This is a genomic window from Streptomyces tailanensis (assembly GCF_008386495.1).
Classification (GTDB): Bacteria; Actinomycetota; Actinomycetes; order Streptomycetales; family Streptomycetaceae; genus Streptomyces; species Streptomyces tailanensis.
In genome coordinates this window covers 26,710-48,809 of sequence record NZ_VTHJ01000034.1, presented here as the reverse complement: position 1 = coordinate 48,809, position 22,100 = coordinate 26,710, and the positions used below count along the sequence as shown (strand labels likewise).

Annotated in this window: 24 protein-coding genes; 10 read left to right on the top strand and 14 right to left on the bottom strand. The window is 70.2% G+C overall.

Translation table 11 applies throughout. The features are described from left to right. Positions 1 to 176 precede the first annotated feature (176 nt). Entirely contained in the window at positions 177 to 941 is a 765-nt protein-coding gene (locus F3T56_RS25790; protein ID WP_149827748.1) for a SigE family RNA polymerase sigma factor, read from the bottom strand. Between the two features lie 274 nt (positions 942 to 1,215). Here F3T56_RS25790 and afsQ1 point away from each other — a divergent pair, with 274 nt between their 5' ends. The 5 genes from afsQ1 to F3T56_RS25765 all read left to right on the top strand — a co-directional run bounded on the left by afsQ1 (position 1,216) and on the right by F3T56_RS25765 (position 5,192). After that, positions 1,216 to 1,893 (top strand): two-component system response regulator AfsQ1, encoded by a 678-nt coding sequence (gene afsQ1, locus F3T56_RS25785; protein WP_055515961.1) that lies wholly within the window; start codon positions 1,216 to 1,218, stop codon positions 1,891 to 1,893. Continuing rightward, entirely contained in the window at positions 1,890 to 3,470 is a 1,581-nt protein-coding gene (locus F3T56_RS25780; RefSeq protein WP_149827747.1) for a sensor histidine kinase, read from the top strand. Before afsQ1 ends, F3T56_RS25780 begins: the two co-directional genes overlap by 4 nt. Next, positions 3,467 to 4,108, top strand: a complete 642-nt coding sequence (locus tag F3T56_RS25775; RefSeq protein WP_246203857.1) for a hypothetical protein — start codon at positions 3,467 to 3,469, stop codon at positions 4,106 to 4,108. The genes F3T56_RS25780 and F3T56_RS25775 overlap by 4 nt, the downstream gene beginning before the upstream one ends. Positions 4,109 to 4,278: 170 nt before the next feature. Next, positions 4,279 to 4,839: a VanZ family protein gene (locus F3T56_RS25770; RefSeq protein ID WP_149827746.1), complete on the top strand. Its 561-nt coding sequence runs from the start codon at positions 4,279 to 4,281 to the stop codon at positions 4,837 to 4,839. A 152-nt stretch (positions 4,840 to 4,991) separates the two neighbouring features. Continuing rightward, positions 4,992 to 5,192 carry a PspC domain-containing protein gene (locus F3T56_RS25765; RefSeq protein ID WP_149827745.1) on the top strand — a complete coding sequence of 67 codons (201 nt, stop codon included), beginning with the start codon at positions 4,992 to 4,994 and terminating at the stop codon, positions 5,190 to 5,192. A gap of 76 nt (positions 5,193 to 5,268) precedes the next feature. On the opposite strand, the gene F3T56_RS25760 is transcribed toward F3T56_RS25765, so the two are convergent. Then, positions 5,269 to 5,634: an ATP-binding protein gene (locus tag F3T56_RS25760; RefSeq protein ID WP_149827744.1), complete on the bottom strand. Its 366-nt coding sequence runs from the start codon at positions 5,632 to 5,634 to the stop codon at positions 5,269 to 5,271. Positions 5,635 to 5,767: 133 nt separating this feature from the next. Continuing rightward, positions 5,768 to 6,931 (bottom strand): adenosine deaminase, encoded by a 1,164-nt coding sequence (locus tag F3T56_RS25755; protein ID WP_149827743.1) that lies wholly within the window; start codon positions 6,929 to 6,931, stop codon positions 5,768 to 5,770. A gap of 113 nt (positions 6,932 to 7,044) precedes the next feature. On the opposite strand from F3T56_RS25755, the gene F3T56_RS25750 reads away from it, so the two are divergent. Continuing rightward, positions 7,045 to 7,794 carry an alpha/beta hydrolase gene (locus F3T56_RS25750; protein WP_149827742.1) on the top strand — a complete coding sequence of 250 codons (750 nt, stop codon included), beginning with the start codon at positions 7,045 to 7,047 and terminating at the stop codon, positions 7,792 to 7,794. 92 nt (positions 7,795 to 7,886) lie between these two features. Here the strand turns inward: F3T56_RS25750 and F3T56_RS25745 are convergent, their stop codons facing one another. Beyond that, positions 7,887 to 8,867 carry a LysR family transcriptional regulator gene (locus tag F3T56_RS25745; protein WP_425473619.1) on the bottom strand — a complete coding sequence of 327 codons (981 nt, stop codon included), beginning with the start codon at positions 8,865 to 8,867 and terminating at the stop codon, positions 7,887 to 7,889. 63 nt (positions 8,868 to 8,930) lie between these two features. On the opposite strand from F3T56_RS25745, the gene F3T56_RS25740 reads away from it, so the two are divergent. Next, entirely contained in the window at positions 8,931 to 10,214 is a 1,284-nt protein-coding gene (locus F3T56_RS25740) for an MFS transporter (RefSeq protein WP_149827741.1), read from the top strand. Between the two features lie 30 nt (positions 10,215 to 10,244). Here F3T56_RS25740 and F3T56_RS25735 read toward each other — a convergent pair whose 3' ends face one another. Then, positions 10,245 to 10,802: a TetR/AcrR family transcriptional regulator gene (locus F3T56_RS25735; protein ID WP_149827740.1), complete on the bottom strand. Its 558-nt coding sequence runs from the start codon at positions 10,800 to 10,802 to the stop codon at positions 10,245 to 10,247. A gap of 101 nt (positions 10,803 to 10,903) precedes the next feature. Between F3T56_RS25735 and F3T56_RS25730 the strand changes: the two genes are divergently transcribed. Then, entirely contained in the window at positions 10,904 to 12,061 is a 1,158-nt protein-coding gene (locus F3T56_RS25730) for an FAD-dependent monooxygenase (protein ID WP_149827739.1), read from the top strand. A gap of 29 nt (positions 12,062 to 12,090) precedes the next feature. Here F3T56_RS25730 and F3T56_RS48165 read toward each other — a convergent pair whose 3' ends face one another. After that, on the bottom strand, positions 12,091 to 12,234 hold the full coding sequence (locus F3T56_RS48165; protein ID WP_246203855.1) for a hypothetical protein: 144 nt from the start codon (positions 12,232 to 12,234) through the stop codon (positions 12,091 to 12,093). A gap of 83 nt (positions 12,235 to 12,317) precedes the next feature. Here F3T56_RS48165 and F3T56_RS48160 point away from each other — a divergent pair, with 83 nt between their 5' ends. After that, a complete protein-coding gene (locus F3T56_RS48160; RefSeq protein ID WP_172639136.1) occupies positions 12,318 to 12,455 on the top strand; it encodes a hypothetical protein in 138 nt (45 codons plus the stop codon). 118 nt (positions 12,456 to 12,573) lie between these two features. Beyond that, positions 12,574 to 13,578: a sigma-70 family RNA polymerase sigma factor gene (locus F3T56_RS25720; protein ID WP_149827738.1), complete on the top strand. Its 1,005-nt coding sequence runs from the start codon at positions 12,574 to 12,576 to the stop codon at positions 13,576 to 13,578. On the opposite strand, the gene F3T56_RS25715 is transcribed toward F3T56_RS25720, so the two are convergent. From F3T56_RS25715 to F3T56_RS25680, 8 genes are all read right to left on the bottom strand, one after another. Then, positions 13,471 to 13,857, bottom strand: coding sequence for an STAS domain-containing protein (locus F3T56_RS25715; RefSeq protein WP_246203853.1), 387 nt, complete (start codon positions 13,855 to 13,857; stop codon positions 13,471 to 13,473). The two genes, F3T56_RS25720 and F3T56_RS25715, sit on opposite strands and share 108 nt — an antisense overlap. Before the next feature lie 228 nt (positions 13,858 to 14,085). Beyond that, positions 14,086 to 14,682 carry a Uma2 family endonuclease gene (locus tag F3T56_RS25710; RefSeq protein WP_149827736.1) on the bottom strand — a complete coding sequence of 199 codons (597 nt, stop codon included), beginning with the start codon at positions 14,680 to 14,682 and terminating at the stop codon, positions 14,086 to 14,088. Positions 14,683 to 14,805: 123 nt separating this feature from the next. Then, positions 14,806 to 16,089: a thymidine phosphorylase gene (locus F3T56_RS25705; RefSeq protein ID WP_149827820.1), complete on the bottom strand. Its 1,284-nt coding sequence runs from the start codon at positions 16,087 to 16,089 to the stop codon at positions 14,806 to 14,808. Positions 16,090 to 16,170: 81 nt separating this feature from the next. Next, positions 16,171 to 16,566, bottom strand: coding sequence for a cytidine deaminase (locus F3T56_RS25700; RefSeq protein ID WP_149827735.1), 396 nt, complete (start codon positions 16,564 to 16,566; stop codon positions 16,171 to 16,173). Next, the gene (locus tag F3T56_RS25695; protein ID WP_149827734.1) at positions 16,563 to 17,837 is read right to left on the bottom strand and encodes an ABC transporter permease; all 1,275 of its coding nucleotides are present in this window, start codon (positions 17,835 to 17,837) and stop codon (positions 16,563 to 16,565) included. The genes F3T56_RS25700 and F3T56_RS25695 overlap by 4 nt, the downstream gene beginning before the upstream one ends. After that, positions 17,834 to 18,967, bottom strand: coding sequence for an ABC transporter permease (locus tag F3T56_RS25690; RefSeq protein WP_149827733.1), 1,134 nt, complete (start codon positions 18,965 to 18,967; stop codon positions 17,834 to 17,836). Before F3T56_RS25690 ends, F3T56_RS25695 begins: the two co-directional genes overlap by 4 nt. Next, complete coding sequence (locus tag F3T56_RS25685; protein ID WP_149827819.1) at positions 18,967 to 20,535, bottom strand: ABC transporter ATP-binding protein; 1,569 nt, start codon at positions 20,533 to 20,535, stop codon at positions 18,967 to 18,969. The genes F3T56_RS25690 and F3T56_RS25685 overlap by 1 nt, the downstream gene beginning before the upstream one ends. Positions 20,536 to 20,796: 261 nt before the next feature. Beyond that, a complete protein-coding gene (locus F3T56_RS25680) occupies positions 20,797 to 21,849 on the bottom strand; it encodes a BMP family lipoprotein (protein ID WP_149827732.1) in 1,053 nt (350 codons plus the stop codon). Between the last annotated feature and the right edge of the window lie 251 nt (positions 21,850 to 22,100).

Below are 22,100 nucleotides of genomic sequence, written 5' to 3'. Positions count from 1 at the left end.
AGCCCACAAATAAAAGCGGGACTGGACGGACCCCCCGGCCCTCCAGTCCCGCTTCCCCCGTTTCCCTGCTTTCCCCCGTGCTCCCCGTCGTGGCCCCGTGTCCCCCGTGGCCCCGCCGGTTCCCCCGTACCCCCCCCCGGTACTCCCCCGTTACTTACTTCCCCCCCCACAGACCTTCAGGCGACGAGCTCCCCGAAGGACTCCTCCTCGTCACGGCCGAAGCTGAGGACCTCGTCCTCGCGCAGCCGGCGGAGGGACCGCCAGATGCTGGACTTCACCGTGCCGACACTGATGTCGAGGATCTCCGCGATCTCCGGGTCCGTGCGGCCCTCGTAGTAGCGCAGGACCAGCATGGTCCGCTGGAGTTCGGGGAGCCGGGCGAGCGCCTGCCACAGGACGGCGCGCAGTTCGGTGCCGCGCATCGCGTCCGTGTCGCCGGCGGTCTCCGGCAGTTCCTCGGTCGGGTACTCGTTCAGCTTACGGCGGCGCCACGCGCTGATGTGCAGGTTCGTCATGGTGCGGCGGAGGTAGCCCCCGACCGCGGCCTTGTCGCTGATCCGGTCCCACGCCTTGTACGTCGAGAAGAGGGCGCTCTGGAGGAGGTCCTCGGCCTCGAAGCGGTCACCGGTCAGGTGGTAGGCGGTTGCGTACAGGGAGGCACGACGCTCCTGGACGTAGGCGGTGAACTCCGCCTCCGACACAGAACGGCGCTCCCCCGTGTCCTCCCCGTACGCGGCCGCGACCCCCGTTCCCCCGTGGGTCACCCCCGTGGTGCTTCCCCCCACATGTGCGTCAACCACCGACATGTACGTGGTGTGCTGACGCCCGGTGCCGCGAGCGCACCCCCGCCCGCTCACGGCACCGGACTTCTCCGTGTTCCGGATGACGTCGTGGAGACGCGTGACAACTGCGCCAGTGCTCGTGCTGTGCAGCGTGTTCATCTCGCGCCCCCCGTCGTGGAGTTCCGGTCGTTCGCCCCGCCCCTCGGTCCGTCGGGCGGTGCTTCCTTGCCTGTGCCGAAAAGATTGCCCGGCCACCTTCATGGCTGTGTCCGCCGACTGTCACAGACCTGTCACAGGGGTCCGCCTCAGGGAAGACACAGCTTGATCACAGAGAAGAGTCGTACGGCTACGCGGACGGCACGATCATGTGGAGAGATGGGTGGGAGCGCTCCAACAGTCGATTCGGCGCCATGCCATGGGCCAGAATGAGCCCGTGCCTTCCCTGTTGCTGATCGAGGACGACGACGCCATCCGCACGGCCCTGGAGCTCTCACTGACGCGCCAGGGGCACCGTGTCGCCACCGCCGCCACCGGCGAGGATGGTCTCAAGCTGCTGCGCGAACAGCGGCCGGATCTGATCGTTTTGGACGTGATGCTGCCTGGAATCGACGGCTTCGAGGTGTGCCGGCGGATCCGGCGCACCGACCAGCTGCCGATCATCCTGCTGACCGCGCGGAGCGACGACATCGACGTCGTGGTGGGTCTGGAGTCCGGTGCCGACGACTATGTGGTCAAGCCCGTGCAGGGGCGGGTGCTGGACGCCCGTATCCGCGCGGTGCTGCGGCGCGGTGAGCGCGAGGCCAACGACGCGGCGACCTTCGGCAGCCTCGTGATCGACCGTGCGGCGATGACGGTGACGAAGAACGGCGAGGACCTCCAGCTGACGCCCACCGAGCTGCGGCTGCTCCTGGAGCTGAGCCGACGGCCCGGACAGGCTCTGTCCCGGCAGCAGTTGCTGCGCCTGGTGTGGGAGCACGACTATCTGGGCGACTCCCGGCTGGTGGACGCGTGCGTGCAGCGACTGCGCGCCAAGGTCGAGGACGTGCCGTCGTCGCCGACCCTGATCCGTACCGTGCGTGGTGTCGGCTACCGGCTGGACGTTCCTCAGTGACGCAGGCCCGAGGGGGGATCCGCGGCTGGTCCGCGGCGCGCAGGAAAGTACAGTCACGGATCCGTTTCACCAGTCTGCGGCTGCGTCTGGTGGTCGTCTTCGGGCTGGTGGCGCTCACGGCGGCTGTGTCGGCGTCCGGGATCGCGTACTGGCTCAACCGCGAGGCCGTGCAGACGCGCGCGCAGAACGCGGCGCTCAACGACTTCGAGCGGGAGATGCAGAGCCATGTGAGCACGCTGCGCCCGAACCCGACGCAGGACCAACTGCGCGTCGCGGCACGGAGGATGGCGGAGGGCGGCGAGCGTTCCAGTGTGCTGCTCATCGCCGAGGGCGCCGACGGCCGTACGGTGACGGGGTCCTCGACCGACAACGCGCTGGACGGCTTCTCGCTGGAGGACGTGCCCGCGTCCCTGCAGAAGGCCGTCAACAAGCGGCAGAAGATCACGTCCGGCAACAGGCACGCGTACCACGTGTACTGGCAGCGGGTCATCGACGGCGACACCCCGTACCTGGTGGGCGGCGCGAAGATGATCGGCGGCGGTCCGACCGGCTATGTGCGCAAGTCCCTCGCCTCGGAGGCGAAGGACCTCAACTCGCTTGCCTGGTCGCTCGGCATCGCGACGGGCCTGTCGCTCATCGGCTCGGCGCTGCTCGCCCAGGGCGCCGCGACGACCGTGCTGAAGCCGGTGCAGCGGCTCGGTGTCGCCGCCCGGCGGCTCGGCGAGGGCAAGCTCGACACCCGGCTCAGGGTCTCCGGTACGGACGAACTGGCCGATCTCTCCCGGACGTTCAACCTCGCGGCGGAGTCCCTGGAGAAGAAGGTCGACGACATGAGCGCCCGCGAGGAGGCGTCCCGGCGCTTCGTCGCCGACATGTCCCATGAACTCCGTACGCCGCTGACGGCTATCACCGCCGTCACGGAGGTGCTGGAGGAGGAGCTGGACGCCGACACGGGCAGCCTCGATCCCATGATCGAACCGGCGGTACGGCTCGTCGTCAGCGAGACGCGGCGGCTCAACGATCTGGTCGAGAACCTGATGGAGGTCACCCGCTTCGACGCGGGCACGGCCCGGCTGGTCCTCGACGACGTGGACATCGCCGACCAGATCACCGCCTGCATCGACGCCCGCGCCTGGCTGGACGCGGTGGACCTGGACGCCGAGCGCGGCATCATGGCCAACCTGGACCCGCGCCGCCTGGACGTGATCATGGCGAACCTGATCGGCAACGCGCTCAAGCACGGCGGTTCGCCGGTACGGGTCTCGGTCCGCGATGAGGGCGAGGACCTGGTCATCGACGTCCAGGACCACGGTCCGGGCATCCCCGAGGACGTCCTGCCGCACGTCTTCGACCGGTTCTACAAGGCGAGCGCCTCCCGCCCGCGCTCCGAGGGCAGCGGGCTCGGTCTGTCCATCGCCCGGGAGAACGCCCACATCCACGGCGGCGAGATCACCGCCGCCAACTCCCCCAAGGGCGGCGCGGTGTTCACCCTGCGCCTGCCCCGGGACGCGGCCCCGCTGATCGCACAGGAGCGGGGCGACGGCGACGCGGAGGGTACCGAGGGGGACGGGCAGTGAGACGGGCAGTGACGATACGCGGCGTACGCGCACGAGACCTACGGGTCCTGGGCGCGGTCGGCGTCCTCGCGGGGCTGCTCGCGGGCTGCGGCATCCGGGCCACACAGGTGCCGACGGACTTCGGTCCGGCGCCCTCGATGGTGCCCTGCGAGCTGTCGGTGACGGACGTCCCGACGCAGGTCACGCCCTCCGGCATGCCCGTCGAGGTGTTCCTGCTCTGCTCCGGGGCGCTCGTGCGGGTCAATCGCTCGGTGCAGGTCACCGAGGGCGCCGACGAGACGCGGCGGCGGGTCGTGGTCGCCCAGGGCCTGCTGAACGCCCTGGCCGGGAACCCCTCCGGCGTCGAGGACGAGGCCGGCTACCGGACCGCCGTCCCGACCGGCCTCACGGTGACCGGCCCCCGCCCCGCCGACCCCGCCGACACCCTCCGCCTCTCCACGCCCCCGGACGCCCTGCCCCGGTACGCCCTCGCCCAGATCGTCTGCACCTTCGCCGACTCCGCGGCCGCCGGTGACAACGGCTCGGTCGTCCTCGGCAGCACCAGCGCCGACACCCTGCGCCGCTACGACTGCACCCCGGAGGTCCAGTCGAACCCGGGCTCGGGCACACCGCCGTCGACGGAGGTCGCGGTTTCCTGAGCCGGGCACCGGGGCCGCGCGCTTTCCCGAGCGGTCGTTACGGTCCCGGTCGCTACGGCCCGCTCGTTAGGGTCCGCTAGTTACGGTCCCGGTCGTTTACGGTCCCGGTCGTTACCGTCCCCGGACAAACCGGCGGAACCGATCGTGCCGGGGGGCGCGTCTTGGGGGGCGTGCAGCGTCTAGGTACGTACGGCGGTAGCGCCGGGGTCCGTGTTCGTGCGGCGGGGGGTGTCCTCCTCGTCGCACATCTCGTGCTCGTTGCCTGGATCACGCTGCGTCCGCTGGACGTCACCTGGGTGAGTGCCGCGAACCTGCGGCCGTTCGCGGGGATCAGAGGGGATCTGGCCCTGGGATGGCCGGAGGCGGCGCTGCGGATCGGTGAGGGGCTCGCGCTGCTGGCGCCGCTGGGTGTGCTGTTGCCGATGGCGCACGGCAGACTGGCGGTCTCGTCCATCGCGTCGCTGGCCCGGGCGGTCGCGGCCGGGGCGCTGCTGTCGCTGGCCATCGAGCTGTTGCAGACCGGGGTGCCCGGTCAGGTGGTCGACATCGACTCGATCCTGCTGAACACGGTCGGCGTGGGCCTCGCCCACCTCGCGGTCGTGCCCGTCGTCAGGGCCTCGCTCCGCCGCCGAGCCGAGTGCCTGGTCCGGGCGGGCCTCCGCCGGGAGGAGACCTCGGAGACCTCTCAGGGTCGGACCCCGACGATTCCCAGGGTCGGAATGGCTCCGTAGAGGGACGCTTCGTCCGCTTCGTCACCGTAGCGTCGAAGGTGTGGAAAAGAGCGCGGCAGCCGAGAGGAGGCCTGCCCCGCCCGCCCCACCGTCGACCGCGGATCGTCCCGTGGTCGACGACCTCGACGACCTACGCCGACGAAGGAGCCCTCATGAGCCGCCTTGCCCGCCCTGCGGAAGGCCGGATGATCGGCGGAGTGTGCGCAGCGCTGGCACGGCGCTTCGGCACCTCCGCCACCACGATGCGCGTGATCTTCGTGCTGTCGTGTCTGCTTCCGGGCCCGCAGTTCCTGCTGTACATAGCCCTGTGGATCCTGCTCCCCTCGGAGGACAAGGCCCGCACGGCATGGTGACGCGCAGCGACGACTGACGCGTACGCCGATGGGGCGCACCCTTGAGGGGTGCGCCCCATCTCTGTCCGTACGAACCTCAGGCGGTGGGGCCGCCGAGGGGCAGGCCGTTCGCGCCGAGGCCTTCGGTGGGGAGGGTCTGGCCGACGGGGATGCCGCCGAGCAGTCCGCCGACGGGGGCGGCCGGGCCCTCGGCGACGGCGGGGTGCGCGGCCTCAAGACCGGCACCGAGCGCCCGCTGCCCCTGGTCGACGGTCCCGGTGGCACCCGGCAGCGTCTGAGAGACGTTGTCCAAGGGCAGCGCCTGCGAGACGGTGCCCAGGGCCTGGGAGGGGTCGGGGGCGCCCGGCACGCCCGGGGCGGCGTTCGCGGCGCCCGCGCCCGCAGCGGCGAAGGCGACACCGAGAGCGGCGACACCGAGGGTCTTGGCAGCAGACTGCTTCATGTTGAATGCGTCCTTGAATGCGTTTGACGGGTGGTGAGCGGTGCCTGAAACGTAAACACCGAAGTCCCGCCGGAGGCAAACATCGGAAAACGGCCGCGTCGCCGTTGACATGACCGTTTCCCGAAAGCCTGGTTCAGCTCTCTTCGCCGACAGAGCCGCTGGTGGACGCCGCCTGACTGAACAGCCATTCGGATTTCAGCTCGGCGTATCCGGGCTTGATCACATCATTGATCATGGCCAGTCGTTCATCGAAAGGAATGAATGCCGACTTCATGGCATTGACCGAGAACCACTGGATGTCGTCGAGCGTGTAGCCGAAAGCCTCGACCAGATGCTCGAACTCGCGGCTCATGCCGGTGTGGGACATCAGCCGGTTGTCGGTGTTCACGGTGGCCCGGAAGTGCAGTCGCCGCAGCAGCCCGATGGGGTGCTCGGCGTACGAACGGGCGGCGCCGGTCTGGAGGTTGGAGCTGGGGCACAGCTCCAATGGGATGCGCTTGTCGCGGACGTAGGAGGCGAGGCGGCCGAGCTTCACGGAGCCGTCCTCGTGGACCTGGATGTCGTCGATGATGCGGACGCCGTGGCCGAGCCGGTCGGCGCCGCACCACTGCAACGCCTGCCAGATGGAGGGGAGTCCGAAGGCCTCACCGGCGTGGATGGTGAAGTGGTTGTTCTCGCGCTTGAGGTACTCGAAGGCGTCGAGGTGCCGGGTGGGCGGGTAGCCGGCCTCGGCTCCGGCGATGTCGAATCCGACGACGCCGAGGTCGCGGTAGCGATTGGCGAGTTCGGCGATCTCCAGGGCGCGGGCCGCGTGCCGCATGGCGGTGAGCAGGGCGCCGACGCGGATGCGGTGGCCGGCCCCCCTGGCGCGCCGCTCGCCCTCCCGGAAACCCTCGTTGACGACCTCGACGACCTCTTCGAGGCTGAGCCCGCCGTCGAGGTGCTGTTCGGGGGCGTAGCGCACCTCGGCGTAGACGACCCCGTCGGCGGCGAGGTCCTCGGCGCACTCGGCGGCGACGCGGAAGAGCGCGTCGCGGGTCTGCATCACGCCGACGGTGTGGGAGAAGGTCTCCAGATACCGCTCCAGGGACCCGGAGTCGGCGGCCTCGCGGAACCAGACGCCGAGCCGGTCGGGGTCGGTCTCCGGGAGCTGGGAGTACCCGCTGTCGCGGGCGAGATCGACGACGGTTCCGGGGCGGAGGCCACCGTCGAGGTGGTCGTGCAGCAGAACCTTGGGCGCCCGGCGGATCTGGTCCGAGTCCGGGGTGCCTCCGGTCCGGTCAGTCTGGTTCGTCATTTTCGCACGATACTGCCTACGCGCGTAGAGCGCCTGCCGGGCGATGTCGTCGATACCCAACGGTGACCCACAGGACGGGTTGTGTACACCATCTCTTCTGACACTGTTCTGTCATGGCGCAGCAAGCAATGCCGGTCCGCCCGCCCCGACTTGGGCGGACGATCGGCCCGGAGCCGAGCACCGTCGGCGGAGTCGTCCTGCTCCTCCCGGCCGGTGACGAGGCATCCACCCGCAGACCCTCCCCCATGGTGGCCACCGCCTCCGTACACGCCCTCGGCCGCCGGCTCGCCCGCGCCGGACGCGAGGAGGGCCTGGCGACACACGTCGTGCACTACCGCTACCGGGGCTGGAACGGCACGGAGGCGCGGCTCGCGCGCGATGCGGAGTGGGCCGCGGACGAAGTCGTACGGCGCTACGGGGATGTGCCGGTGTGCCTTGTGGGGCTCCACATGGGGGCGCGGGCCGCGCTGCACGCGGGTGGGCACGATGCCGTCAACTCCGTGCTGGCGATTGCTCCCTGGCTGCCGGAGGAGGATGTGGCTGCGCCGCCTGAACCGGTGAAGCAGTTGTCGGGGCGGCGGGTGTTGATCGTGCACGGCACGAATGACGAGCGGGTCGATCCTGAACTGTCGTTCCGGTTCGCTGAGCGGGCGAAGAAGACGAATCCTGACATCTGCCGGTTCGAGGTGCATGCGGATCGGCATGGGTTGCAGCAGTACCGGGATGAGGTTTATGCGCTGGCTTCGGACTTTGTGATGGGGGTGTTGTTCGGGAGGGCGTTTTCTCGGCCGGTGGAGGATGCGCTTGCTGCTCCGCCGCCGTTGGGGTTGCGTATGCCTCTTGCCTCCGGCTTTGGGCGGTGACACTTCGGGTGGGGTGGGTGGGGTTTGTGGCGCGGCTGCGGGTTGGTGGGGGCTTGTCGCGCAGTTCCCCGCGCCCCTGACCTTGCTGCTGCTCAGCTAGTGAGCAAGTTGCCCCTTCTCGACAGTAGGAACTTCTTGAATGCCGCCACCGGGGGTGTGTCTGGGTGGCCCTCCAGCCACGCGACTCCGATTTCACGGGCTGCCCTTGGGGACGTGACCGTCAGTTCCACCACTCCCGGTCTGGGGACTGCCGGTGGGGGCAGGAGGGCTACGCCCAAGCCCGCTGCCACCAGGCCCCGTAGGGTCTCCGCCTCCTCTCCCTCGAAGGCGATACGCGGTTTGAAGCCGGCCTCCTTGCAGAGGTCGTCGGTGATGCGGCGCATGCCGTAGCCGGGTTCGAGGGTGACGAAGGTTTCATCGGCGGCCTCGGCGAGGCGGATGCGTTTGCGGGCGGCGAGGCGGTGGTCGGCGGGGACGACCAGGCGGAGTTTCTGTTCGTCGAGGCGGCGCGCCACGAGGTCGGGGGCGTCGGGGACGGGGGATGTGAGGCAGAGGTCCAGCTCGCCGGCGCGCAGGCGTTCGATCATGGCCTCGCCGTAGTTCTGGACGAGGCTGAAGCGGACGCGGGGGTGTTCGGCGCGGAAGGCCTGGAGGAGGCCGGGGACGGTTTCGGCGCCCATGGTGTGCAGAAAGCCGAAGGCGACCTTGCCGGTGGCCGGGTCGGCGTCGGCGCGGACCTCGTCGGCGGCGCGTTCGATCTCGGCGAGGGCGCGTTCGACGGAGGCGTGGAAGGTGCGTCCGGCGTGGGTGAGGGAGACCGTGCGGCCGCGGCGGGCGAACAGGTCGACGCCCAGGTCCTGTTCGAGCCGGACCATCGCCCGGGACAGGGTCGACTGCGGGACCTGCATCTCCTGCGCGGCCCGGGTGACGTGCTCGGTGCGGGCGACGCCGGCGAAGTAGGCGAGGCGGGGGGCGAGCCGCAGGACGATGTCCTCGATGTCCTCGACGCTCTCGATGTCTTCTGTGTCACCGGACGGTGACAGGCGGGGCTCTGACCTCTGCTGATGCATCACGGGAACGATTATGGGCGTTCCGTGCATTGGACGGATGAGCGGCGGCGTACGTAGTTTCGAGGCATGCCTTCCGCCAGTACCGAGGCGTCCACCACCGTGGGCGCCGTATCAGCCACGTCCGACCCTTCGCACGCTTACGACTCCCGAGTGGCCCCCGGCGGTCCCGGCTACCGCCGGATGAGCCTGGCGCTGTTCCTCGCGGGGGTCGCGACCTTCGCCCTTCTCTACTCCACGCAGGCGCTGCTGCCGCTGATCTCGGGCGGCTTCGGGGTGACGGCGAGTGCGGCGAGCTGGACGGTGTCGGCGGCGACCGGTGCGCTGGCGCTGTTCGTGCTGCCGATGAGCGCGCTGTCGGAGCGGTTCGGGCGGCGTACGTTGATGACGGCGTCGCTGGCGGTCGCGGTCACGGTGGGGCTGCTGATCCCGTTCGCGCCGTCGCTGGGTGCGCTGGTCGTGCTGCGGGCGGTGCAGGGTGCGGCGCTGGCCGGGGTTCCGGCGTCGGCGACCGCCTATCTCGCCGAGGAGGTCCGCCCCAAGGCCCTCATCACCGCGATCGGCCTCTTCGTCGCCGGCAACAGCGTCGGTGGCATGAGCGGGCGGGTCGTCACCGGCTGGGTCGCGCAGGAGTGGGGCTGGCGGGTCGCGCTCGGTGTGCTCGGCCTGCTCGCGGTGGGCTGCGCGGTGGCCTTCCGGCTGCTGCTGCCCGCGCCGAAGCACTTCGTGGCCGGGTCGCTGCGGCCAGCGGTGCTCGCCCGCACGGTCCGCGCCCACCTCGCCAACCCGCTGCTGTGCCGCCTGTACGCCATCGGCGCCCTCTTCATGACGGTCTTCGGCGCCGTCTACACCGTCATCGGCTACCGCCTCGCCGAGGCCCCCTTCTCCCTCCCCCAGGGCATCATCGGCTCGGTCTTCCTCGTGTACCTGGTCGGTACGGCGTCGGCGTCGACCGCCGGGAGGCTGGTGGGACGTCTGGGGCGGCGCGGTGCCCTGTATCTCGCGGGCGGCACGACGAGCGCCGGTCTGCTGGTGTCCCTGTCCGACTCCCTCGCCCTGGTGCTGCTCGGGCTGGTCCTCATCACCGCCGGGTTCTTCGCCGGCCACGCGGCCGCGTCGTCGGCCGTCAGCCACACGGCCGAGCAGGGCCGCGCCCAGGCGTCGGCGCTCTACCAGTCCGCGTACTACGTGGGCTCCAGCGCGGGCAGCACACTGGGCGCGATCGCCTTCCATGCCGGGGGCTGGTTCGGGACGGTCGCCCTGGGGCTGCTGGCCGTGGCGGGCGTCGTGGCGATCACGGTGGTGGGGTCCCACGCGGCCCGCGCTCAGCGGCGGTTGGTGGCGGCGCACTGAGGTCCGTACGGGATGCCGTACGGGACTGCTTCATGACAGCGCTGCAGTCACCAGTCTGTGGATCTCCTGGTCCGACACGCCGCCCCCGTTCACCAGACGGTCGAACACGACCCCGTCCACGCAGGTCAGCAGGGCAATGGTGCGGTCCTCGGCATCCATGAGGCCGTGCGCGGTCAGGAAGTCGTGTACGACCTGTCGCGCCGCGTTCTCGCGGGGCACGAGGATCTCCCGCAGCTCGGGGTGGTGCACGCTCTCGATGGCGCACGCGTAGCGCGCGAGGGAGCGTCGTCGGCCTTCTCCGGTGATCCGCCGCTCGACGAACGCGGCCAGCCCGGCCGTCAGTTCCTCGGCGTCCCGCGGCACCGGTGTCCGCTCGCCGATCTCCTGGAGCTTCCCCTGGTCGAGCGCGACCAAGTGCCGGACCAGTGCGGTGAGCAGCGCCTGACGGGTGCGGAAGTAGGCGGAGGTGGTGCCGGGCGGCAGATTCGCCGCGCGGTCCACCGCACGGTGGGTCAGTCCTCGTATCCCGGTCTCGGCGAGCACGGTGACGGCCGCGTCGGCGAGGAGAGTGCGTCGATCGGGGGGCACCCCCTAGTTCTACACCTGTAGAGAGCCGGAGTGATCTCCGAGTACGCTCCTTCTACATCTGTAGAAGGATGAGGCAGGGCTGGGTGGAGGGGGGATCAGGCATGGGCGGCAGCGCGGTGGTGGTCGGCGGGGGCATCGGCGGGTTGGCCGCAGCGATCGGGCTACGGCTGATCGGCTGGGAGGTGACGGTCGTGGAGCGCGTCGCCGCCCTGGCCGACGCGGGCGCGGGCATCTCCCTGCACGCCAACGGGCTGCGCGCCCTGGACGTCCTCGGCATCGGCGAGGCGGTGCGCGCGGCGGTGCGGCCGCAGTACACCGGGGGCACGCGCACGCCCGGCGGCGGCTGGCTGGCCCGGATGGATGGAGCCGCGCTCGAACGCGAGCTGGGAACGCCGATCGTCGGCATCCCGCGAGCGGTGCTGCACCGACTGCTGCGCGAGGCCCTGCCGCCCGAGTGTCTCGTCGTCGGGGCCGAGGTTACGTCCGTGGACGACTCGGGCACCGGGCTGGTGCGGGTACCTCTCGGGCGTCACGTCCTGGAAGCGGATCTGGTCGTGGCCGCCGACGGAGTGGGCAGCCGACTGCGCGCCCAACTGTTTCCCGGTCACCCCGGCCCCGTTTACAGCGGATCGACGGTTCTGCGCGCCGTCACCGAGCATCCGGTGGCGTTGCGCACCGACTTCGAACTGACGTGGGGGAAGGGGGCGGAGTTCGGTCACATCGCCTTCGCCGACAGCCGGGCCGAGTGGCACGCGGTCCTCAACTCGCCGCCCGGGGTGCGGCATGCGGACCCCCTCGCCGCACTGCGCCGCCGCTTCGGCGACTGGCACGATCCGATCCCCGCGCTGCTGGACGCCACCCGGCCCGAGGCCGTCCTGCACCACGACATCCACGAGTTGGCCACGCCCCTGCCCGCCTTCACCTCGGGCCGGATCGCCCTCCTCGGCGACGCGGCCCACGCCATGACCCCGAACCTCGGCCAGGGCGCCTGTCAGGCGCTGGAGGACGCGGCCACCCTGGCCGCCGCGCTCGCCACCGAACCCACGCTCGAATCGGCCCTGACCCGCTACGACACCGAACGCCGCCCCCGCAGCCAGTCCGTCGCACGCGCGGCCCGTCAGGCCGGCCGGATGGGCCAGCAGCTGAGCCATCCCCTCGCCGTAGCCGCCCGCAACACGGCCCTCCGCCTGGCCCCGCCACGCGCGATGATCCGGGCCGTCCTCCGCCACGCCGACTGGACGCCGCCGAGCCTGGGCTGACGGCAGCCGTCCGGAGCACGGGCGGCTGGTCAGCTCGCGTCTGACGCGGGTCCCGCCAGGCCGTGGAGCAGCAGGGCGGTGAGGGTGTCGATGATCTCCTCGTCGGTGGCCTGCGGGCCGCGTTCCCCCGCGGTGATGACCGCGAAGCCGAGCATCGAGACCATCGCCCCCATCGCCGCGGCGATCAGTGTGGGGTCGCCCGAGAGCTGGTGGCCGCGCCGGCGGAGCCAGTCCAGCCGGTCCGCTCGCGCGGCGGATGCGCGACCTCGTGATGCCGGTGGCGGTCCGCCTCTTCTACGAGAGGGCCACGGCCTGGCTCTACACCCACGACTGCGGTGAACTGCCGACCGGTCGGACGAATGGAGCCTCCCAGATCCGCGACCCACGGCTCTGAGCACCTCTGACCTGCTCGTTCTTTCGCTCGCCGGGCCATTGTCAGTGGGCTGCGGTAGCTTCCGGAGTGTTGGCGCAAAGGTGCGTGTGACGGAGTGAGCCACAGGGGTGGGTTGGCCATGAGTGACGGTACGGCGACGGTGGAACTGGATGTCCGGCTGGAGCAGCACCGGGTCGAGCTGACCGGGTACTGCTACCGGATGCTCGGCTCGTCGTTCGAGGCGGAGGACGCGGTGCAGGACACGATGATCCGGGCCTGGCGGAGCTATGAGAAGTTCGAGGGGCGGTCGTCGCTGCGGTCGTGGCTGTACCGGATCGCCACGAATGTGTGTCTGGACATGCTGACCGCGGGGAACAAGCGGGCCCGGCCCATGGATCTGACCGAGTCCACGCCGCTCGCCCAGGCGGCCCTCGCCCCGCGCCCGGACAACACGTGGCTGGAGCCGGTCCCGGACGCCCGGGTGCTGCCGACGACCGCCGACCCGGCCGAGGCCGCGGTGGCGAAGGAGTCCGTGCGGCTGGCGTTCGTCGCGGCGCTGCAGAAGCTGCCGTCGAAGCAGCGGGCGGTGCTCATCCTGCGCGAGGTGCTGGCGTGGAAGGCGAGCGAGGTCGCCGAGCTGCTGGACACCTCCGTCGCCTCGGTGAACAGCGCGTTGCAGCGGGCCCGCGCGACCCTCGCCGAGAGCGACGGCCAGGTGGCGGAGGGCGATGTCTCCGACCCGCTCGACGACGAGCAGCAGAAGCTGCTGGAGCGCTATGTGGCCGCCTTCGAGGGGTACGACATGGCGGCGCTGACGGCCCTGCTGCACGAGGACGCGGTCATGACGATGCCGCCGTTCGATCTGTGGCTGACCGGGACGAGCGACATCACCGGGTTCATGACCACGCTCGGCGCGCCCTGTGCCGGCTCGCACCTCGTGCCGGTCGCGGTGAACGGGCTGCCGGGCTTCGCGCAGTACAAGCCGGACCCGGAGCAGGGCGGCTTCAGCGCATGGGCCGTCCAGGCGCTGGAGATATCAGAGGGCCGGATCGCCGGGTTCCACTGCTTTCTCGACACCGCCCGCTGGTTCCCCCTCTTCGGCCTCCCCCTCCGCATCGAAGGAAAGCCCGACGAGGCCCAGTAGCGCGCGCAGGGAAGGATCCGGGTCCCGCAGCCGTATCCGGCCCCCGGCCCGCCGCGCGGCGAGCTGCATCCGGGCCAGTGCGTCGATGGTGGCGAGGCCGGGCGGTCCGATCCCCCCGACATCGCACACAACCGTCCCGGCCCCGGTCGCGTCGAGCAGCGCCCGCACGTCGTCACAGAGCCCCGGCACCCCGTCCCGGGTGAGGGGGCCGGCCAGCACGAGTACAGCGGGTGTCATGTTGTCCACGAGCGGTAGACCGACAGGGCGGACGTAACTCATCGGTGCGCAATTCATCAGTGCCGGTACACGTAGGTGCCCCCTGCCCACCCTCCGCCCGTCCGCCGCCCGCCCGTCGGGATCGTTTTGACCCGACGGCCGCCGTCGCATCGTCAAGGGTCACCTCGGGGAGCACGGGCGTGAGGTGCCGACCAAGCTCGCCTTCCATGTCGCCTCACCGGCCCTGCTGTTCACGACGACATGGGCCGTATCACCACTGGCGCGACGAACCTACTTGGTCGGGAACACACCGGTGTCCAGGGTGAACGCGAAGGGCTCAGGGAGTTCGATCGCGTCGCCGAACTTGCCCGCACGCAATACGCGGTAGGCGTCACCCTTCGGCTCCCCGTACAGCGTCACCGTGGGACCGCCTGGGGCCCAGCTGTCGATGAGGAGGTACAGGGGCACTCCTGCCTGGGCATAGCCCGCGGCCTTCTTGATCCGGTCGTTGCTCGCGTTGGACTTCGAGGTGATCTCGACGACCAGTTCGGCGGCGGCTGCGGGGATGTAGTTGCCGTCTCCTTCGGCGTACAGGGCATCCCTGGGCGCCACAGCGAGGTCAGGAATGTAGAGCCCGGCACGAGACGGTACGGCCGCGCCCAGCGTCTGATAGATCCCCCAGTCTTCTGGGATCTCCGGATAGAGGCGACGCTGCACGCGGTCGGCAATGTCGTTGTGGGCGTTGGACGGCGGTGGTGCCACGGTGACGATCCCCTCGATGATCTCCACCTTGCAGCCCTCGGGGGCGTCCGTCTCCTGCCAGATTCGGACGAGGTCGTCCCACTCGTGGCCACTGGCCGTCGCGTGGTCGACAGTGAGTGCGCTCATGGCGGTTCTCTCCGATCGGTGCGTCACCGACTACAGCATGCCGAACGGGACCGGTGCGGGTCCACCGATCCCGTTCACCCGAATGGGGCCGTGACATCAGCGGCCTCCGGCCGCGGGCCCAGGTCAGGCGATACGTTCCAGCACCACCGGCGACGCCGTGAAGGCCGTGCCCGGGGCCGCGATGTCGTACGAGCCCTCGACTGCCTCCAGGGCGTATGCGAAGCGCTCCGGGGTGTCGGTGTGGAGGGTCAGCAGGGGCTGGCCCTCGGTGACCGGGTCGCCCGGCTTGGCGTGCATCTCGACTCCCGCGGCCGCCTGGACCGGGTCCTCCTTGCGGGCGCGGCCGGCGCCGAGGCGCCAGGCGGCGATGCCGATGTCGTAGGCGTCGAGGCGGGTGAGGACGCCGGAGGCGCCGGCCTTCACCACGTGCTGTTCGCGAGACGTCGGGAGCGGGGCGTCCGGGTCGCCGCCCTGGGCCGCGATCATGCGGCGCCAGGCGTCCATCGCCGAGCCGTCGGCCAGGGCCTTCGCCGGGTCGGCGTCCTTCACGCCCGCCGCGTCCAGCATTTCGCGGGCCAGGGCGAGGGTGAGTTCCACGACGTCCGCCGGGCCGCCGCCCGCCAGGACCTCCACCGATTCGCGGACCTCAAGGGCGTTGCCCGCCGTGAGGCCGAGAGGGGTGGACATGTCCGTCAGCAGCGCGACCGTCTTGACGCCGTGGTCCGTGCCCAGGCCCACCATCGTCGAGGCCAGCTCACGGGCGTCGTCCAGAGTCTTCATGAAGGCGCCGCTGCCCACCTTCACATCCAGGACCAGCGAGCCCGTACCCTCCGCGATCTTCTTCGACATGATCGAGGAGGCGATCAGAGGGATCGCCTCGACCGTGCCGGTCACGTCGCGGAGCGCGTACAGCTTCTTGTCCGCCGGGGCCAGACCGTCGCCCGCCGCGCAGATCACCGCGCCGACACTGTCCAGGACGCTGAGCATCTCCTCGTTGGAGAGCAGGGCGCGCCAGCCGGGGATCGACTCCAGCTTGTCCAGGGTGCCGCCGGTGTGGCCGAGGCCCCGGCCCGAGAGCTGGGGGACGGCCGCGCCGCAGGCCGCCACCAGGGGGGCCAGCGGGAGGGTGATCTTGTCGCCGACGCCGCCCGTGGAGTGCTTGTCCGCGGTCGGGCGGGACAGGGACGAGAAGTCCATCCGCTCGCCGGAGGCGATCATCGCGGCCGTCCAGCGGGCGATCTCACGGCGGTTCATGCCGTTGAGGAGGATCGCCATGTTGAGGGCGGCCATCTGGTAGTCGGCGACCTCGCCACGGGTGTACGCGTCGATGACCCAGTCGATCTGCTCGTCGCTGAGCTCACCGCGGTCCCGCTTGGTGCGGATGACGGAGATGGCATCCATCGACAACATCGTCATGGCTTTCCTTCCGGGGTTGTGCAGAAAGTGCGCGGCCCCCCTGAGCGCCAACTCAGAGGGGCCGCACGGGAGTTACTTGGTGAGATGGCCCGGCCCGAAGGCCTGGGGCAGCATCTCCGAGAGCGGCACGATTCCCGCCGGGGTCTCCAGCAGCAGACCCGGGCCGCCGAACTCGTACAACAACTGGCGGCAGCGGCCGCACGGGACGAGGACCTCGCCCTTGCCGTCGACGCAGGTGAAGTGTGTCAGGCGGCCGCCGCCCGTGCGCTGGAGCTCCGAGACCAGACCGCACTCGGCGCACAGGCCGAGGCCGTACGACGCGTTCTCGACGTTGCAGCCCGAGACCGTACGGCCGTCGTCGACGAGGGCGGCGACGCCGACCGGGTAGCCCGAGTACGGGGCGTACGCGTGGGACATGGCGTCCCGGGCCACGGCCCGCAGCTCCTCCCAGTCGACGACGGCGGTCACTTGCCCTGTCCCTTCCGGTACGGCAGGCCGTCCGCCTTCGGCATCCGCAGTCGCTGGGCGGAGAGCGCGAGGACGATCAGGGTGATGACGTACGGCGTGGCGGCGACGACCTGGTTGGGAACCTCGTTGGTGACGGCGTACCAGGTGAGGACGAGGGCGCCCACGACGGCGGTGATCGCGGCTCCGACGAACTTCTTGCGGACGGCCATCCAGATGGCGCCGAGGAGCAGGAGCAGCGCGCCGAGGAGGAGCAGGGCGTGGACGTTCTCGGAGCCGCCGCGCAGGTTGAGGCTGTCGGTGTAGCCGAAGAGGCCGGCGCCGATGGCGAGGCCGCCCGGCATCCAGTTGCCGAAGATCATCGCGGCGAGGCCGATGTAGCCCCGGCCGCCGGTCTGGCCCTCCAGATAGAAGGGGTTGGCGACGATGGCGAGGAAGACGCCGCCGAGGCCGGCCAGACCGCCGGAGATGATCACGGCGAGGTACTTGTACTTGTAGACGTTGACGCCGAGGGACTCGGCGGCGACCGGGTTCTCGCCGCAGGAACGCAGGCGCAGACCGAAGGCGGTGCGCCACAGGATCCACCAGGTGCCGGGGACCAGCGCGACGGCGACGAGGGTCAGCCAGGAGACGTTGGTGACCAGGCCGCCGAGCAGGCCGGCGATGTCCGAGATGAAGAACCAGCCCTTGGCGTTGAGGTCCCGCAGCGCGTCGGAGAGTCCGGGCACCGTGAAGTTGCCGAGGGAGTCCACCGCCGGGGACTGCTTGGCCGAGCCGCCCTGGTGGCCCACGAAGGCGAGGGGGGCGAGGTAGCGGGTGGCGCCGAGGGCGAGGATGTTGATGGCCACACCGGAGACGATGTGGTTGACGTTGAAGGTGACGGTGACGAAGGCGTGCAGCAGACCGCCGATCGCCCCGCCGATGATGCCGACGAGGACACCCGTCCACGGGCCCCACTGGAAGCCGGCCCAGGCGCCGAACCAGGTGCCGAGGATCATCATGCCTTCGAGGCCGATGTTGACGACGCCCGCGCGCTCGGCCCACAGACCGCCGAGACCGGCGAGGCCGATGGGGACGGCGAGTTGGAGGGCGGTGGACATCTGGCTGACGTTGGTGATGCCGTCCGCGCCGGTGATGAGGCGGACCATCGAGGTCAGCGCCAGGACGGCGGCGATGACCAGCAGCAGCACGGGCAGCGACAGCCTGCGGCCGGTCGGGGCGGCCGGCTGCAGCGAGGGCTGGTTGACGTCGGTCGCGGTGGTGCTCGTGGTCATCGGCCCGCCACCTCCTTCTTGACGTTGTTGTCGGAGCCGTCGGCACCGAGGACGTGGCCCGCGGCGAGTTCGGCGCCGACCCGGCGCTGCTGGCGGCGCAGGCCCCATTCGCGTACGGCCTCGTAGGAGACGACGACCGAGAGCACGATCAGGCCCTGCATGATGACCGCGATCTCCTTGTCGTAGTCGTGGAAGTCCAGCTCGGGCGAGGCCTTGTCGAGCCAGGCCCACAGCAGGGCGGCGAAGGCGATGCCGACGGGGCTGTTGCGGCCGAGCAGGGCGATGCCGATGCCGAGGAAGCCGATGCCGGTGGGGAAGTTGAGGCTGTAGGTGTGGGTGTCGCCGAGCAGGATCGGCAGGCCCGCGAGGCCCGCGACGCCGCCGGAGATCAGCATGGCGGTGAGCACCATGCGCCCCGGGTCGACACCGCTGGCCGCGGCGGCCGTCTCCGAGGCGCCGGAGGCGCGCAGGTCGAAGCCGAAGCGGGTGCGGTGGATGACGATCCAGTAGCCGATGCCGAGCAGCGCGGCGAGGACGACCAGGCCGTAGATCTCGCCGGCCTTGCCCAGGTCGAAGCCGGTCACCCAGCCGGACTCGGCCATCTCGCCGGTGGTGTTGTTGTTGCCGACCTTGACGCCGAAGACGTTCGGCAGCCAGAGGTAGCCGATGACGGAGGTGGCGATCGCGTTCAGCATGATCGAGGCGACGACCTCGCTGACCCCGCGGGTGACCTTGAGGACACCGACGATGCCGGCCCAGAAGGCTCCGGTGAGGATCGCGGTGAGCATCAGCAGCGGGATCTGCAGGACGGCCGGCAGGTCCATGTGGGCGCCGACGATCGCGGTGATCATCGCGCCGAGCAGGTACTGGCCGTCGACACCGATGTTGAACAGGTTCATCCGGAAGCCGATGGCCACCGCGAGGGCCGCGATGTAGTACAGCGAGGCCTGGTTGATGATCCGGACCTGGATGTCGGAGAACGAGGCCTGCTCGAACATGATCGAGAACGGCTCGACCGGGTTCTTGCCGGAGGCGAGCAGCACGATCGCCGTCAGGACGAAGGCCACGGCGAGCGCGAGGACCGGTCCGGCCACCGCGAGGAGCACGCGCTCCTTGTCGAACTTCTTCATCAGCGGGCCTCGTCTTCCGGGGACTCGGGAGCCTTGCCCGGGGTCTCGGGGGTCTCTTCGTGTTCGAGGTGGCCGGTGGCGGCGCCGGTCATGGCGGAGCCCAGCTCCTCGGGGGTGATGGTGGCCGGGTCGGCGTCGGCGACCAGCCTGCCGTTGTAGATCACCCGGAGGGTGTCGGACAGACCGATCAGCTCGTCGAGGTCGGCGGAGATCAGCAGCACGGCCAGACCCTCGCGGCGGGCCTCGCGGATCTGGTCCCAGATCTGGGCCTGCGCGCCGACGTCCACACCACGCGTGGGGTGGGCGGCGATCAGGAAGCGCGGCTTGTGGCTCATCTCGCGGCCGACGATCAGCTTCTGCTGGTTGCCGCCGGAGAGGGAGGCGGCGGTGACGTCGATGCCGGGGGTGCGGACGTCGTACTCCTCGACGATCCGGCGTGTGTCCTCCTGCGCGGCCTTCGGGTCGAGCCAGACGCCCTTGGCGTTGGGCCGCTCGGTCACATGGCCGAGGATACGGTTCTCCCAGAGGGGGGACTCCAGCAGCAGACCGTGCCGGTGACGGTCCTCGGGGATGTAGCCGACGCCCTGCTCGCGGCGCTTGCGGGTGGGCCAGGCGGTGATCACGTCGCCGGCCAGCGTGATGGTGCCGGAGTCGGCGTGCTTGAGGCCGATCAGCGCGTCGACCAGCTCGGTCTGGCCGTTGCCCTCGACACCGGCGAGGCCCAGGACCTCGCCCGCGTGGATGGTGAAGCTGATGTCGTCGAGGAGGGCCTTGCCGCCGGCGGTCTCCAGACGGAGGTCCTCGACGGTCAGTACGGGGCGGTCGGTGACCGTCGACTCGGCCGTCTCCGGGGTGGGCAGCTCGCTGCCGACCATCAGTTCGGCGAGCTGACGCGGGGTGGTCTCGGCGGGCACGGCTGTACCGACGGTCGTACCGCGCCGGATGACCGTGATCTCGTCGGCCACCGACAGCACCTCGCCCAGCTTGTGCGAGATGAAGATGACCGACAGGCCCTGCGCCTTGAGCTCGCGCAGGTTGGCGAAGAGCGCGTCCACCTCCTGCGGCACCAGGACGGCGGTGGGCTCGTCCAGGATCAGGGTGCGGGCACCCCGGAAGAGGACCTTGAGGATCTCCACGCGCTGCCGCTCGGCGACACCGAGTTCCTCGACCAGGACATCGGGGCGCACCCCGAAGCCGTACCGGTCGGAGATCTCCTTGATCTTGCGCCGGGCCTTGGCGCCGATGCCGTGGAGCTTCTCGCTGCCGAGGACCACGTTCTCCAGAACGGTCAGGTTGTCGGCGAGCATGAAGTGCTGGTGCACCATGCCGATGCCGCGCACGATGGCGTCGGCGGGGGACGAGAAGGACACCTGCTCGCCGTCGACCGCGATGGTGCCCTCGTCCGGCTTCTGCATGCCGTAGAGGATCTTCATCAGGGTCGACTTGCCGGCGCCGTTCTCCCCGACGAGGGCGTGGACGGTGCCCTTGCGGACGGTGAGATGGATGTCGTGGTTGGCCACGACGCCGGGGAATCGCTTGGTGATCCCGGCGAGTTCGACGGCGGTCACCTGACCGTTGACCGCCACGTCGGCCGGAGGGCTGCTGGACGCGTTGATGGCGCACTCTCCTGGGAAAGGGGGTCGTCTACGCGCGTAGCGCCCCTACGGCATCGAAAGCGGGCGACGCCCCAGCGGTGCCGGGTAGACAACGGGGTACAGGGAGCGATGTTCCCCGTACCCCGTTGAGCGCACGTAACCCCGCGGTTACTGGCGACTCCAGGGGTGCCTGAACTCCCCCGGCGTCGCCCGGCTGCTCGTGGTACAGCTGGGTCAGCTGGTCTTGACCTTGATCTCGCCGCTGATGATCTTCTCCTTGGCCGTCGTGATGGCTTCCTGGAGCTCGGTGTTGCTCTTGAACTCGGGGTTGGACTCGGCGAGGCCGACCTCGCCGGTCTTCAGATCGCCCCTGACGATACCGGTCTCGGGATTGCCGTCCTCGACCGACTTCGCAAGGTTGTACACCGCCTTGGCGACGTCCTTCGTCGCCGAGGTCAGGATGGAGTCCTTGTACTTCGCGAGGGCTTCCTGGTTGTACTGGTCCGAGTCGACGCCGATCGCCCAGATCTTGTTCGCGGCGGCGGCCTCGATCACACCCTGACCGGACAGACCGGCCGCCGCGTACACGACGTCGGCCTTCTTCTCGATCTGGCCCTCGGCGGCCGTCTTGCCCTTGTCGGGGCTGGAGAAGCCACCCTCCTCGGCCGTCTGGGTCAGGTACTGCGAGAGCACCTCGGCCTTGGGGTTGGTGTCCTTGACGCCCTGCTCGAAGCCCGCCTGGAACTTGTGGATCAGCGGGATGTCCACACCGCCGACGAAGCCGACCGTGTTCGTCTTGGTGGCCTTGGCCGCCGCGACACCGGCGAGGTACGAGGCCTGCTCCTCGGAGAAGACCAGGTCCGCGACGTTGTCCAGCTGGACCGTGGAGTCGTCGACGATGCCGAAGGTGGTGTCCGGGTACTGCTCGGCCGCCGCCTTCACGGCCGTCGCGTACGCGTAGCCGACGCCGACGACCGGGTTGTAGCCCTGCTTCGCCAGCGAGACCAGGCGCTGCTCCTTGTCGGCGTCCGTCTCACCCTCGGTGGGCTCGATGTCCTGGGTCTTGTACCCGAACTCCTTCTCCGCCTTCTCCAGGCCCGCGTACGCGGCGTCGTTGAAGGACTGGTCGCCCTTGCCGCCGACGTCGTACGCGATGGCGAGGCCCTTGTCGCCCTCGGTACCGGCGGCGGAGGACGCCTCCGTCGAGGTGCCGCCGCAGGCGGAGAGGACGAGGGCGAGGGAGGCGGTCGCTGCGCCCGCGACCGCGAGGCGGGAAACCCGGCGCATGTTTTGGTGCTCCTGTCGTACTAGCGCCGGGGGGGTACTGCTCGGGTGGTGCGTCACAGCTTCGGCGCCTTTGGCTTTCGCCGAGGGTAACGCGCGTAGACCCTCCGGGAAAGGCGGGGGGACCACGTTGTTATGGGGCCGTGTTCCAACGTGGGGCGGAGGTGGGGTGCGGGTCTCTGGGTTGAGTTTTGGGTGCGGGTGCGTTGTGGCTGGTCGCGCCCACGCGGCGGAGCCGCACATGTCACAGCCCC

What these genes read in the sequence shown, in the direction of transcription:
- F3T56_RS25790 (WP_149827748.1), bottom strand. Translation starts at nt 941, where the DNA reads ATGAACACGCTGCACAGCACGAGCACTGGCGCAGTTGTCACGCGTCTC.
- F3T56_RS25765 (WP_149827745.1), top strand. Translation starts at nt 4,992, where the DNA reads ATGAGCCGCCTTGCCCGCCCTGCGGAAGGCCGGATGATCGGCGGAGTG.
- F3T56_RS25760 (WP_149827744.1), bottom strand. Translation starts at nt 5,634, where the DNA reads ATGAAGCAGTCTGCTGCCAAGACCCTCGGTGTCGCCGCTCTCGGTGTC.
- F3T56_RS25755 (WP_149827743.1), bottom strand. Translation starts at nt 6,931, where the DNA reads ATGACGAACCAGACTGACCGGACCGGAGGCACCCCGGACTCGGACCAG.
- F3T56_RS25750 (WP_149827742.1), top strand. Translation starts at nt 7,045, where the DNA reads ATGGCGCAGCAAGCAATGCCGGTCCGCCCGCCCCGACTTGGGCGGACG.
- F3T56_RS25740 (WP_149827741.1), top strand. Translation starts at nt 8,931, where the DNA reads ATGCCTTCCGCCAGTACCGAGGCGTCCACCACCGTGGGCGCCGTATCA.
- F3T56_RS25730 (WP_149827739.1), top strand. Translation starts at nt 10,904, where the DNA reads ATGGGCGGCAGCGCGGTGGTGGTCGGCGGGGGCATCGGCGGGTTGGCC.
- F3T56_RS48165 (WP_246203855.1), bottom strand. Translation starts at nt 12,234, where the DNA reads ATGGGGGCGATGGTCTCGATGCTCGGCTTCGCGGTCATCACCGCGGGG.
- F3T56_RS48160 (WP_172639136.1), top strand. Translation starts at nt 12,318, where the DNA reads ATGCGCGACCTCGTGATGCCGGTGGCGGTCCGCCTCTTCTACGAGAGG.
- F3T56_RS25720 (WP_149827738.1), top strand. Translation starts at nt 12,574, where the DNA reads ATGAGTGACGGTACGGCGACGGTGGAACTGGATGTCCGGCTGGAGCAG.
- F3T56_RS25715 (WP_246203853.1), bottom strand. Translation starts at nt 13,857, where the DNA reads ATGAGTTACGTCCGCCCTGTCGGTCTACCGCTCGTGGACAACATGACA.
- F3T56_RS25710 (WP_149827736.1), bottom strand. Translation starts at nt 14,682, where the DNA reads ATGAGCGCACTCACTGTCGACCACGCGACGGCCAGTGGCCACGAGTGG.
- F3T56_RS25695 (WP_149827734.1), bottom strand. Translation starts at nt 17,837, where the DNA reads ATGACCACGAGCACCACCGCGACCGACGTCAACCAGCCCTCGCTGCAG.
- F3T56_RS25690 (WP_149827733.1), bottom strand. Translation starts at nt 18,967, where the DNA reads ATGAAGAAGTTCGACAAGGAGCGCGTGCTCCTCGCGGTGGCCGGACCG.
- F3T56_RS25680 (WP_149827732.1), bottom strand. Translation starts at nt 21,849, where the DNA reads ATGCGCCGGGTTTCCCGCCTCGCGGTCGCGGGCGCAGCGACCGCCTCC.